The 11,818-nt window shown below is 69.0% G+C and carries 12 protein-coding genes; 4 read left to right on the top strand and 8 right to left on the bottom strand.

Going from position 1 to position 11,818, the window contains the following annotated elements:
* The first annotated feature begins 14 nt into the window (after positions 1 to 14).
* On the top strand, positions 15 to 422 hold the full coding sequence (locus SOM08_RS07535; protein WP_322470427.1) for a phage holin family protein: 408 nt from the start codon (positions 15 to 17) through the stop codon (positions 420 to 422).
* Positions 423 to 461: 39 nt separating this feature from the next.
* Here SOM08_RS07535 and SOM08_RS07530 read toward each other — a convergent pair whose 3' ends face one another.
* Positions 462 to 1,496 carry a phosphotransferase enzyme family protein gene (locus SOM08_RS07530; protein WP_322470426.1) on the bottom strand — a complete coding sequence of 345 codons (1,035 nt, stop codon included), beginning with the start codon at positions 1,494 to 1,496 and terminating at the stop codon, positions 462 to 464.
* Positions 1,497 to 1,567: 71 nt separating this feature from the next.
* Here SOM08_RS07530 and SOM08_RS07525 point away from each other — a divergent pair, with 71 nt between their 5' ends.
* On the top strand, positions 1,568 to 1,891 hold the full coding sequence (locus tag SOM08_RS07525; RefSeq protein ID WP_322470425.1) for a hypothetical protein: 324 nt from the start codon (positions 1,568 to 1,570) through the stop codon (positions 1,889 to 1,891).
* Positions 1,892 to 1,912: 21 nt separating this feature from the next.
* Here the strand turns inward: SOM08_RS07525 and pcp are convergent, their stop codons facing one another.
* Together pcp and SOM08_RS07515 are read right to left on the bottom strand one after the other, a co-directional pair.
* Entirely contained in the window at positions 1,913 to 2,584 is a 672-nt protein-coding gene (pcp, locus tag SOM08_RS07520; RefSeq protein ID WP_322470424.1) for a pyroglutamyl-peptidase I, read from the bottom strand.
* Positions 2,585 to 2,626: 42 nt separating this feature from the next.
* On the bottom strand, positions 2,627 to 3,502 hold the full coding sequence (locus tag SOM08_RS07515) for a DUF3014 domain-containing protein (RefSeq protein WP_322470423.1): 876 nt from the start codon (positions 3,500 to 3,502) through the stop codon (positions 2,627 to 2,629).
* Between the two features lie 235 nt (positions 3,503 to 3,737).
* On the opposite strand from SOM08_RS07515, the gene rpoH reads away from it, so the two are divergent.
* Complete coding sequence (gene rpoH / locus SOM08_RS07510) at positions 3,738 to 4,697, top strand: RNA polymerase sigma factor RpoH (protein WP_181936568.1); 960 nt, start codon at positions 3,738 to 3,740, stop codon at positions 4,695 to 4,697.
* Between the two features lie 31 nt (positions 4,698 to 4,728).
* Positions 4,729 to 6,489, top strand: coding sequence for a 7TM diverse intracellular signaling domain-containing protein (locus tag SOM08_RS07505; RefSeq protein WP_322470422.1), 1,761 nt, complete (start codon positions 4,729 to 4,731; stop codon positions 6,487 to 6,489).
* A 10-nt stretch (positions 6,490 to 6,499) separates the two neighbouring features.
* Here the strand turns inward: SOM08_RS07505 and lysS are convergent, their stop codons facing one another.
* From lysS to SOM08_RS07480, 5 genes are all read right to left on the bottom strand, one after another.
* Positions 6,500 to 8,056: a lysine--tRNA ligase gene (gene lysS, locus SOM08_RS07500; protein WP_116960592.1), complete on the bottom strand. Its 1,557-nt coding sequence runs from the start codon at positions 8,054 to 8,056 to the stop codon at positions 6,500 to 6,502.
* 89 nt (positions 8,057 to 8,145) lie between these two features.
* A complete protein-coding gene (locus tag SOM08_RS07495; RefSeq protein ID WP_116960593.1) occupies positions 8,146 to 8,862 on the bottom strand; it encodes an ABC transporter ATP-binding protein in 717 nt (238 codons plus the stop codon).
* Between the two features lie 17 nt (positions 8,863 to 8,879).
* Positions 8,880 to 9,650, bottom strand: a complete 771-nt coding sequence (locus SOM08_RS07490; RefSeq protein ID WP_070400603.1) for an ABC transporter ATP-binding protein — start codon at positions 9,648 to 9,650, stop codon at positions 8,880 to 8,882.
* Between the two features lie 10 nt (positions 9,651 to 9,660).
* Positions 9,661 to 10,758: a branched-chain amino acid ABC transporter permease gene (locus tag SOM08_RS07485; RefSeq protein WP_116960594.1), complete on the bottom strand. Its 1,098-nt coding sequence runs from the start codon at positions 10,756 to 10,758 to the stop codon at positions 9,661 to 9,663.
* Between the two features lie 18 nt (positions 10,759 to 10,776).
* Positions 10,777 to 11,706, bottom strand: coding sequence for a branched-chain amino acid ABC transporter permease (locus tag SOM08_RS07480; RefSeq protein WP_070400605.1), 930 nt, complete (start codon positions 11,704 to 11,706; stop codon positions 10,777 to 10,779).
* Positions 11,707 to 11,818 lie beyond the last annotated feature (112 nt).

The raw sequence follows: 11,818 nt of genomic DNA, 5'->3' as shown, positions 1-11,818 counted from the left end.
CAGACCGCTCCGCCATGCTCGCCAACCTCACCCCCTTCCTCCTCCACTGGGCCCTCACCGCCTTCGCGCTATGGGTGGCCAGCCATGTGTTCAAGGGCATGCGCTTCAGCAGCACGGGCGCGCTGGTGGTCGCGGCGCTGCTGCTGGGCCTGGCCAACGCCATCGTGCGGCCGCTGCTGGTGCTGCTGACGCTGCCGCTCACGCTGATCACCTTCGGTCTGTTCCTGCTGGTGATCAACGCGCTGGTGCTGATGCTGGTGGCCAAGCTGGTGGAAGGCTTCAGCATCGACGGGTTCTGGACAGCCCTGTGGGCCAGCCTGTTCATGTCGGTGCTGAGCGTGGTGCTCGGCGCCTTCGTGCTGGGCGGCACGCCGGACTTCACCATCCAGACCAGCCCAGGGCCGGGACAGGTCTGGCTCTGATGCGGCTAGCGCCCGGCCTCGCCGCCTGGGCGGACGGCTTCAGTGGGCGGGCCCGGCGGTCGCCACGGCCGGCGGCACCGGCAGCTCCAGCGCCTCCCACTGCGTCAGCAGCTTCACCTGCCGCTGCAGGTAGTCCGTGGGCATGGCTTGGGAGCCCCACACCGGTACGCGGCCGGCGTACTCGCCCAGCAGCCAGAACTGGCGCACCGCCACGAAGGGTCCCAGGGCGGCGATGTCGGCCTCGCCCAGCTCGCGCACCGCACGGTAGGCAGCGATGAATCCGTTCCAGCGCGCCAGGGCCTTGTCGCTCCAGACGCCGTCGACGCTGCGCGGGTGCAGCGACCACGGGTACACCGCGAGCTCGTAGGCCAGGTAGCCTGGGCCGATTTCGTCGAAGTCGAAGAACACCGCCTGCCGCTCTCCGTGCTCATGCCCAACGACGAAGTTGTTCTCGCCGTGCGCGTCGCCGTGGCACAAGACCCGACTCAAAGGGCCGAGCGCCAGGATGCGGTCCCGCAGCCGCACACCCAGGACCTCGAACGGGGAGCGCAGTTCGGCGGTCATGGTGGGCGCCCTCAGCAGGCGCTGCAGCGGTTGCATCAGCAGGTAGTCCAGGTCCAGCCTGTAGCGGCTGGCGCCGGCATCGAAGGCCTCACCGGCCGCATGCAGGCGCGCCAGGCCACGGCCAAAGGCCTCGATGTTGGCGGGCACGTCCGCGGTGGCCTCGCCGTCCAGGTGCTCGAAGAGCATGAGCGCGCGTTCGCCTTCCGGCAGACGAACCCGCATGGCCACCTCGCCCTGCGCCGTGGGCAGACTCGCGGACACCGGGCAGCCCTGGGCCTGGAGGTGCCGCAGCGCGGCGGCTTCGAAGGCCAGGTTGGGCTCGCCGCGCGGGCGCTCGGCGCACAGGCGGGCCACCACGCGGCGCCCGTCGGCCAGCGTGAGGCGGTAGACCTGATTGAAGCTGCGGCGCAGGAACTCGCTCGCCACGACCTCGCCCACGGGGTAATTCGCCTGCACCACGCGCGCGATGGCCGCGGCGGTGGGGGTCGACTGCGCAATCTCCAGGTCCATGGCCACTCCGCGCAAAAAAAGGGCGCGATTCTAGGCTTGAACCGATACTCCGGCCAGCCCCGAGCCGCGCCATGCCCCGCCCCCACCACCACGTCTACGTCATCGAGCTGCACCCCGACGTGCTGCTCGAGCACAAGTTCCGCGCGTGCAATCCCGGCTATGTGGAGGGCAGGCCCTGCGTCTATGTGGGCATGACCGGCCTGGACCCGGACGTGCGCTTCGACAAGCACAAGGCCGGCATCCAGTCCAACGCCTACGTCTTCAAGTACGGGCGGCGGCTGCTGCCGGACCTGTACGAGGGCTTCAACCCCATGCGCTACCGCGACGCGGTGGACAAGGAGATCGAGGTCGCCATCGACCTGCGCTCGGCCGGCTTCGGCGTCTGGCAGGCCTGACGCAGCGCCTCGTGCCGCGCGTCAGTGCGTGGCGCCCGCGCCCAGCGCCCCATCCTGCCGCACCCGCAGCGCGGTGTGCACGGCCAACCGCAGGCCACGAACGATGTCGTCCAGCGCCATGTTCGGCGCGCCCTGTTCGGGCAACCAGGGCACGTGCACGAAGCCACCGCGCGCGTGGCGCAGGCTGCGGTGCGTGGCCAGGGTGCGCATCAGGCCGTAGAACACGTGGTTGCAGACGAAGGTGCCCGCCGTCTGCGAGACCTCGGCCGCGAGGCCGGCCGCCTGCAGTTCGGCCAGCATGGCCTTGATCGGCAGCCCGGTGAAATAGGCGGCGGGGGCGCGGGGCCGCACGGGCGCGTCGATGGGCCGCGCGCCGGCGTTGTCGGCGATGGGCGCGTCGTCCACGTTGATGGCCACGCGCTCCAGCGAGATCGCGCCACGCCCGCCGGCCTGGCCCACGCAGATCACCAGCGCGGGCCGGTGCGCGTCAAGCAGCGCGCTCAGGCAACGCAGCGACTCGCCGAACACGGTGGGCAGCTGCGCCGCCACCACGGTGTGGTCCAGCAGGCGTTCGCCGTGCAGGGACTGCACGGCCTGCCAGCTCGGGTTCACGGTCGCACCGCCGAAAGGATCGAAACCGGTGAGCAACACCGTTTTCGACGGCGCGGAGGAAGTGGTCGAGCGGGTGGGCATCGCGCCAATCTACCGCAGGTGCCACCGCCCAGGCCGGGCGGCTCAGCGGCGCGCGAGGCGGCCACGCACGTCGGCCAGCTTGGCCTGCAGGCGGCGCTGGTGGTCCGGGCCCATGCGCAGCAGGATCTTCTGCCCGGCCGACAGGGCTTCCAGCTTCGGGTCGGCGTACTCGTAACGCACCCAGGGCCGGGTGGACGGCACCTCGCCCTTGACCTGCACCAGCGCCACGGCGGGCGGCGCGGCAGGCACCGGCGTGGCGATGAGCTGGTCCAGCACCTGTACCAGGCGGTCGTTGAAGTAGCGGCCCGGAAAGCCCAGTTCCTCGTACGCCTGCTGGAACAGCGGGTAGAGGCGGCGGTACAGCGCCACGGCCCGGCCCGTGTCCACCGACTCGGCGAACTGCACGAAGGGCGTGTAGCGCGCGCTGTTGTCGGGGGCAATGGTCTCGGTGGCGCCGTCGGCGGCCTTGACCGAGGCAAAGCGCCCGGGGGTGGGGGTCACGGGCCACATCAGCACGGGTGCGTGCGAACGCCCCAGGTTGTCCACCGTGGCCACGGCGCGCTTGACGAACCCGTCGAGCTGCAGGAAACGCAGCGCGTTCGGGCGGCCGAGCAGCGCGGCGAGGTGATCGCTCACGTAGGGGTCGGCGTCGGCCAGCGCGGGCAAGGGCGCGGGCGGGGCGATGGCTTCGGCCGCCGGGGGCTCCACCGGGTGCTGGATGGCGGGCGGCGCCGGTTCGGCGAGCGCGGGTGGGGCGGCGGGGGCGGGGGCGGCCGCCGCCGGGGGTTCCACCGGGGCGGGGGCCTGCCGGTCCTGGTAGTACCGCCAGCCGAAGTAGGCCACGGCGGCCAGCGCCGCCAAGGCGATCAGGACGGTGGGAAGGCGGGAGCGGTCGTCTGGGTCGGGTTGGCGTGTCATGGCCTCGTCACCTCGGGGAAGCGGGAAGGCGTCCTATGCTACGCCCCGGGGGGTACCCCAGGCCCCTGGTCGGGACCCGGCCCGCCCGGCCGGCCCCGTTTCCCCTCGCGCTCGGGCGGGCGGCGACAACCGGCGGTACCCCGGCCCATCCGCCCGCGCCGGTTGGAACTTCCGCTTTAGCACTCCCTCCAAGCGAGTGCTAATATTCTTGTTCGATACCCCGAGGAGGTCATCCATGTCCCATTCGCTGATTCCCGTGGCCGCTGCGCCGAGCAGCGATCTGGCCGTGGCCGGTTCCTGGACGAACCGCTCGCTCACGCTGCCGCCCCTGGGCAATCTGGACGCCTACATCTCCGCCGTGAACCGCCTGCCCCTGCTCAGCCTGGAGGAGGAACAGGACGCGGCACGCCGCCTGCGCGACCACAACGACCTGGACGCCGCCGGGCGCCTGGTCCTGTCGCACCTGCGGCTGGTTGTTTCCATCTCCCGCCAGTACCTGGGCTATGGCCTGCCGCACGGCGACCTGATCCAGGAAGGCAACGTGGGCCTGATGAAAGCCGTCAAGCGCTTCGACCCCGAGCAGGGCGTGCGCCTGGTGAGCTACGCCATCCACTGGATCAAGGCCGAGATCCACGAATACATCCTGAAGAACTGGCGCATGGTCAAGCTGGCCACGACCAAGGCCCAGCGCAAGCTGTTCTTCAACCTGCGCTCGCGCAAGCAGGGCCTGCGCGCCGAGGCCGCCGACGGCGACACCCACCGCGAGGTGCTCAGCGACGCCGAGGTGGGCCTGGTGGCGCGTGAACTGAACGTCAAGCCCGACGAGGTGCGCGAGATGGAAACGCGCCTGGCCGGCGGCGACGTCATGCTGGACCCAGGCCCGGGTGACGACGGCGAAGAGGCTTTCGGCCCCATCGCCTACCTGGCTGACCAGTCGCACGAGCCCACGGCGGTGCTCGAATCGGCCCACCGCGACCGGCTCGCCACCGAAGGCGTGGCGCAGGCCATGGGCGAGTTGGACGAGCGCTCGCGCCGCATCGTGAGCGAGCGCTGGCTCAAGGTGAACGACGACGGTTCCGGCGGCATGACCCTGCACGAACTGGCCGCCGAGTACGGCGTGAGCGCCGAGCGCATCCGCCAGATCGAGGTGGCGGCCATGAAAAAGATGCGCAAGGCGCTCGCCGGCTACGCCTGATCCGGCCGGCGCGACGGCACAATCGCGCCCCATGCCTTTCTTTGTTCCCGTGGGGCGGCGCCTGAGCGCCGCCCTGGGCCTTTGCCTGGCCCTGCTCTGCCTCCCCGCCTTCGCCATTGACGCGGCGCCCGCCGACGCCGACCCCGCGCCCATCGCGCTGGACGCGCGCCGGGCCACCATTTCGCTGGACGGCCGCAGCCAGCAGTTGCTGGACCCGACCGGCGCCTTGGGCATCGATGACATCGCGGCGGGCCCCCCGGGCCTGGGCTGGCGCCTGCGAGGTGCGGGCGAGCGCACCGTGTTGTCGGGCCAGACCGCGCTGTGGCTGCGTTTCGACGTGCTGATGCGCGACACCCAGGCGCACTGGGAGCTCGAACTCGCGCGCTCGGGCACCGACGCCATCACGATGTACTACCGCGACGCCCAGGGCCAGTGGCGCGTGCAACGCGCCGGCGACCGGCTGGCCGTGAGCGACTGGGCCAACCCCGACCGCTACCCCGTGTTCAGCCTGGACGTGCGCCCGGACGAAACCGTGCGCTACTGGGTGCGGGTGGAGCACGCGCGCGTGCCCTTCTCGGGCGTCTTCCAGCTGCACGACCACAACACCCTGCGCGAGCAACGCATCCACCAGCAGTTTGTGCTGGGCGCCTATTTCGGGATGGCCTTGCTGCTGACGGTGGTGGCGCTGGCCAACATGGCGGTGTTCCGCGACGCCGCCTTTGCGACCTATGCGATCTATATCAGCCTGCTGGGCCTGAGCATGGCCGCGTCCTTGGGCGTGGGCGGACAGTTCCTCTGGCCGAACCTGGTGCGATGGAACCAGGAGGCGGAGTTCGTCCTGCTGCCCCTCATGGGCCTGGTGGGCCTGATGTTCGTGCGCCAGGTGGCCCAGCCGCGGCGCATCGGGCGCACCCTGGACCGGCTGTGCCTGGCGCTGGCGGCGGCCTGGCTGATCGGCATCGTGTGGGACCAGTCGCTGCCCAGCGCCTTGAGCCTGCAGGCCTTGAGCGCGCTCGGCACCCTGTCCATGCTCACCATCGCGGCCATGCTGGGCCTGGCGTGGCGCAGCGGCGAGACCTGGATCCGCTGGTTCGCGGTGAGCATGGTGCCGGTGCTGCTGGCCTCTACCCTGCCGGTGCTGCGCAATTTCAACCTGCTGTCGTCGAACTTCCTGTCGCAGTACGGCATCGTGATCGCCGCGTCCATCGAGGCGCCCCTGCTGTTCTACGCCCTGCTGATGCGGTCGCGGATTCAGCACGAGACCCAGGCCCGTGCCCATGCGCTGGAGCGCACCGAGCCCTTGACCGGCCTGACCCACCGGCCGCATTTCCTGCTGCGCCTGCACGACAGCCTGGTGCGGGCCCAGCGCTATGGCCACCACAGCGCCCTGCTGCTGGTGCACCTGCACAACCACGCCGAGATCGCCGCCCGCCACGGACGCGAGGTCGCCGACCGCGCGCTGGTGATCGCCGCCTCGCAGCTGCGCGCGGTGGCGCGCGACGTCGATACGGCCGCGCGGCTGGACGACGACAGCTTCGCGCTGCTGATGGAGGGCCCGGTCAAGCCCGATCAGGTGCTGCACACGGCCACCAGCCTGTTGGCCAATGGTCTGCGCCTTTCACCGCGCCTGCCCGCGGGCACCACGCTGCGCCTGCGGGTGGTGGCCGCGCTGCTGCCCGACACCGACAGCGAGCTCGCCCAGGATGCCGCCGCCCACCTCGAGTGGATGCGCCAGGGCATGCTCACGCTCAGCGAAGAGCCGCGCAAGGCGATTCTTCGGCTGAACTTCTGAGCGCCGGGGTTCAGCTCTCGCGGCGCAGCGCGGGGAACAGGATCACGTCGCGGATGCTGGGGCTGTCGGTCAGCAGCATCATCAGGCGATCGATGCCGATGCCGCAGCCGCCGGCGGGCGGCATGCCGTACTCCAGCGCGCGGATGTAGTCGGCGTCGAAGTGCATGGCCTCGTCGTCGCCGCCGTCCTTGGCGTCCACCTGGGCCTGGAAACGCGCGGCCTGGTCCTCGGCGTCGTTCAGCTCGGAGAAGGCGTTGCCGAATTCGCGGCCGGTGATGTAGAGCTCGAAGCGCTCGGTCACCTCGGGCCGCTCGTCGTTGGCGCGCGCCAGCGGCGAGATCTCGGTCGGGTGCTCCATGATGAAGGTGGGGTTCCAGAGCTCGCTCTCCACCTTCTCCTCGAAGAACAGCACCTGCAGCGAGGCCAGGCTGCGCTTGGAGAGCTGGTCCTTTTCCTCGTTCAGGCCGAGCTTGCGCAACTGGCCGAGCAGCCAGTCGGCGCTGTCCACGTTCGCGCCGGCGTCGGTGTACTTGACGATGGCGTCGCGGATGGTCAGGCGCTCGAAGGGCGAGTCGATGTCGACCACGCGGCCCTGGTAGCTCACCTCGCCCTCGCCGCGCACCGTGCGCACCACATGGCGGATGAGCTGTTCCGAAAAGTCCATGAGGTCGCGGTAGTTCCAGTACGCCGCGTAGAACTCCATCATGGTGAACTCGGGGTTGTGCCGCACCGAGATGCCTTCGTTGCGGAAGTTGCGGTTGATCTCGAACACGCGCTCGAAGCCCCCCACCAGCAGCCGCTTGAGGTACAGCTCGGGCGCGATGCGCAGGAACATTTCCTGGTCGAGCGCGTTGTGGTGCGTGACGAAGGGCTTGGCATTGGCACCGCCGGGGATGGGGTGCAGCATGGGCGTCTCGACCTCCAGGAAGCCGTGCGACACCATGAACTGGCGCAGTGCCGTGACGGCCTGGCTGCGCGTGACGAAACGGCGGCGCGCGCCCTCGTCGGTCATCAGGTCCACGTAGCGCTGGCGGTACTTGATCTCCTGGTCGGCCACGCCGTGGAACTTGTCGGGCAGCGGGCGCAGGCTCTTGGTGAGCAGGCGGATCTTGTCGGCGTGAATGGTCAGCTCGCCGGTGCGGGTGCGAAACAGCGTGCCCTCGGCGGCCACGATGTCGCCCAGGTCCCAGTGCTTGAAGGCGTTGTGCTGGGCCTCGCCCACGCTGTCGTTGTTCAGGTAGATCTGGATGCGACCTCCGCTGGGGCCCAGCGAGGCGTCCTGCAGCGTGGCGAAGCTGGCCTTGCCCATCACGCGCTTGAGCATCATGCGCCCCGCCACGCTGGCGCGCACCGGCGTGGCCTCCAGCGCTTCCTTGCTGCTCTCGCCATGGGCGGCGAACAGTGCGGCGGCGTTGTCCGTGGGCTTGTGGTCGTTCGGGAAGGCCACCCCCTCGCCCCGCTTCTGGCCCTCGCGCAGGGCCTTGAGCTTCTCGCGCCGTTCGGCGATCAGCTGGTTCTCGTCTTGCGCAACGGGGGCGGCGGTGTCGGGGGTGTTGGCTTGGCTCATGAAATGAAAAGCGGGTTGGGCGCCCGAATGGCGCGCAACCCGCGATTGTAGTTTTGCGACGGAAGCCGCCGCGCCACGGGGCCTCGGGCCTATTCGCCCAGGTACGCCGCGCGGACCTTCGGATCGGTCAGCATCTGCTTCGCGTCGCCGCTCATGATGATCTCGCCCGAGTCCATCACGTAGCCGCGGTCGGCGATCTGCAAGGCGCGGCTGGCGTTCTGCTCCACCAGCAGAATGGTCACGCCCTGCGCCGACACGTCGCGCACCACCTCGAAGATCTTGTCGACCATGATCGGCGACAGGCCCATGGACGGCTCATCGAGCAGCAGCACCTTGGGCTGGCTCATGAGCGCGCGCGCCATCGCCAGCATCTGCTGCTCGCCGCCGCTCATGGTCCCGGCGAGCTGGTCCTTGCGCTCCTTCAGGCGCGGGAAAATGCCGAACATGCGCTCGATGTCCTGCGCGATGCCGGCCTTGTCCTTGCGCACGTAGGCGCCCATCTGCAGGTTCTCGGTGATGCTCATGCGCGTGAACACGCCGCGGCCTTCCGGCACCATGGCCAGGCCCTGCTTCACCAGGTCCCAGGCGCCCTTGCCCTTGATGCTCTGGCCCAGGTACTCGACGTCGCCCGCCTCCATGGCGAGCGAGCCGGTGATGGCCTTCATGGTGGTGGTCTTGCCCGCGCCGTTGGAGCCGATCAGCGTGATCAGTTCGCCCTCGCGCACTTCGAGGTCGATGCCCTTGACCGCCTTGATGCCGCCGTACGAAACCTTGAGGCCGGCGACCTTGAGTAGTGTGTTTGCCATGCTGTTCTCCTGCCGACTCAATGCCCGCCGGTGCCGAGGTAGGCCTCGATCACCTTCGGGTCCTTCTGCACCTCGGCCGGCGTACCGGTGGAGAGCTGCTTGCCGTAGTCGAGCACGGTGACGCGGTCGCACAGGCCCATCACGAGCTTCACGTCGTGCTCGATGAGCAGGATGGTGCGGTTGTCCTGGCGGATGCGGTCGATGAGTTCCCGCAGCTGGACCTTCTCGGTGGCGTTCATGCCGGCGGCGGGTTCGTCGAGTGCGATGAGCTGCGGGTCGGTCGCCAGGGCGCGCGCGATCTCCAGGCGGCGCTGGTCGCCATAGCTCAGGGTGCGCGACTTGTAGTCGGCGAACTTGCCGATGCCCACGTAGTCGAGCAGCTCCTTCGCGCGCTCGGCGATCTCGCGCTCCTCGCGCTTGAAGCCACCGGTGCGCAGGATGGCGCCGAGCAGGCCCGAGTGCGTGCGCACGTGGCGGCCCACCATCACGTTTTCCAGTGCCGTCATTTCGGCGAACAGGCGGATGTTCTGGAAGGTGCGCGCGATGCCGGCGCGGGCCACCTCGTGCACGGCCGTGGGCGTGTAGGGCTTGCCGGCCAGCTCGAAGGTGCCGCTGTCGGGGGTGTACAGGCCGGTGAGCACGTTGAAGAACGTGGTCTTGCCCGCACCGTTGGGACCGATCAGGCCGTAGACCTGGCCGCGACGGATTTCAATGCCCACGTCGCTGAGGGCTTGCAGGCCGCCAAAGCGCTTGGAGACGCTGGCGACTTTCAGGATGGTGTCTGTCATGCCGCGCTCCTCACTTGCTCAGGGACTTGCCGTGTTCCGGTGACGGCCACAGACCCTTGGGACGCAGCAGCATGATGACGATCATGGCGAGCGCGATGAGCAGCTGGCGCAGGATCTCGGGCCCCAGGCGGCCATCGGTCATGGCCGTGAGCGGGTGCGCCACGTGACGCAGCAGCTCGGGCAGTCCCGCCAGCACCAGGGCGCCGAGGATGACGCCCGGGATGTGGCCCAGGCCGCCCAGCACCACCATGGCGACGATCATCACCGACTCCATGAGGATGAAGGACTCGGGGTAGACGCCACGCATGAACGAGGCGAACAGCACGCCGGCGATGCCACCGAAGGTGGCGCTCATGCCGAAGGCCGCCAGCTTGAGGTTGCGCGTGTTCAGGCCCATGGCCTTGGCGGCGATCTCGTCCTCGCGGATGGCCATCCACGCACGGCCGATGCGCGAATCCTGCAAGCGGTAGGCGATGACGATGGCCAGCACCACGAAGAACAGGATGAGGTAGTAGTACAGCGTGACCGACTGGAAGGTATAGGAGAACCCCCCGATGTCGATCGACAGGCTCTGGCTCATGCGGTGCCCGAAGACGCTCACCGCATCCACGTTGGTCAAGCCCTTGGGACCGTTGGTGATGTTGATCGGCCGATCGAGGTTGAGCATGAAGATGCGCACGATCTCGCCGAAGCCCAGGGTCACGATGGCCAGGTAGTCGCCGCGCAGCTTGAGCACCGGAAAGCCCAGGATCAGGCCGGTGACGCCGGCCACGATGCCGGCGACCACCATCACGATCCAGAAGTTCATGTGCAGGCCGTTGGGGAAGGTGGCGGCCAGCCAGGCGAAGGTGTCGGTGAGGTGCGGCGAGGCCAGCAGGCCGTAGAGGTAGGCACCGACCGCGAAGAAGGCGATGAAGCCGAGGTCGAGCAGGCCGGCGTAGCCCACCACGATGTTCAGGCCCAGGGCCAGCAGCACGTAGAGCAGCGCGACGTCGACGATGCGCACCCAGGAGTTGCTGCCGGTGGCCTGCAGCGCGATGGGCAGGATCAGCATCAGCGCCGCGACGACCAGGAAGGCGATCAGCTTGACGGGTTTGGCGTTCAGCATGAGGTCTCTCCCGTCACGTCAGGCACGGTCCGCCACGCGCTCGCCCAGCAGGCCCGAGGGTCGCAGGATCAGCACGAAGGCCAGCACGATGAAAGCGAAGATGTCGGTGTACTGGCTGCCGAGGAAGCCGCCGGTGAGCTTGCCGAGGTAGCCGGCGCCCAGCGACTCGATCAGGCCCAGGGCCACGCCGCCGAGCACGGCGCCCGCGAGGTTGCCGATGCCGCCCATGACCGCGGCCACGAAGGCCTTGAGGCCGGGCATGAAGCCCATGGCGTGCTGCACCGTGCCGTAGTTGGACGCCCACATGATGCCGGCGATGGCCGCCAGCATGGCACCGATGATGAAGGTGGCGGAGATGACCACATCGGGCTTGATGCCCATGAGCGCCGCCACGCGCGGGTTCTCGGCGGTGGCGCGCATGGCGCGGCCGAGGTTGGTGCGGTTGACCAGCCACATCAGCAGCGCCAGCACGATGACCGTGGTGGCGAGGATGGTGATCTGGGTGATGGAGAGCACGGCGCCGAAGAAGTCGATCGGCTCGCGCGAGAGCGTGGCGGGATAGGACTTGGGGTTGGGTTTCCAGATGATCATCGCCAGCGTCTGCAACAGGATGGAAACCCCGATGGCGGTGATCAGCGGCGCCAGGCGCGGCGAGTTGCGCAGCGGCCGGTAGGCCAGCTTCTCGATGGTGAAGTTGAGGGCCGCGCAGACCACCATGGCGATGGCGGTGGCGATGATGAGGATCATCCAGCCGGCCATGTCGGGCGAGGCCTCGCGCATGGCGGTGATGATGGTCCAGCTGGTGAGCGCACCCACCATGAGCACGTCCCCGTGGGCGAAGTTGATGAGGCCGATGATGCCGTACACCATCGTGTAGCCCAGGGCCACAAGCGCGTACATGCTGCCCAGCACCAGTCCGTTGAGGATCTGCTGTAGCAAGACTTCCATGAAAGGTTCTCCGTGGTTTGTGACCGCGGGGGTGCTGTTGCCGCGCCCCCCGTTTCAACCTAGCAAAAAACCCGCCAGAGGCGGCCTGGATAAGGCCGTGGGCGGGTCGGTG

This window comes from Hydrogenophaga sp. SNF1 (assembly GCF_034421675.1).
In the GTDB taxonomy this organism is placed as follows: Bacteria; Pseudomonadota; Gammaproteobacteria; order Burkholderiales; family Burkholderiaceae_C; genus Hydrogenophaga; species Hydrogenophaga borbori.
The sequence above is the reverse complement of the archived record's forward strand: the minus strand, read 5'-3'. Positions and strand labels throughout refer to the sequence as shown.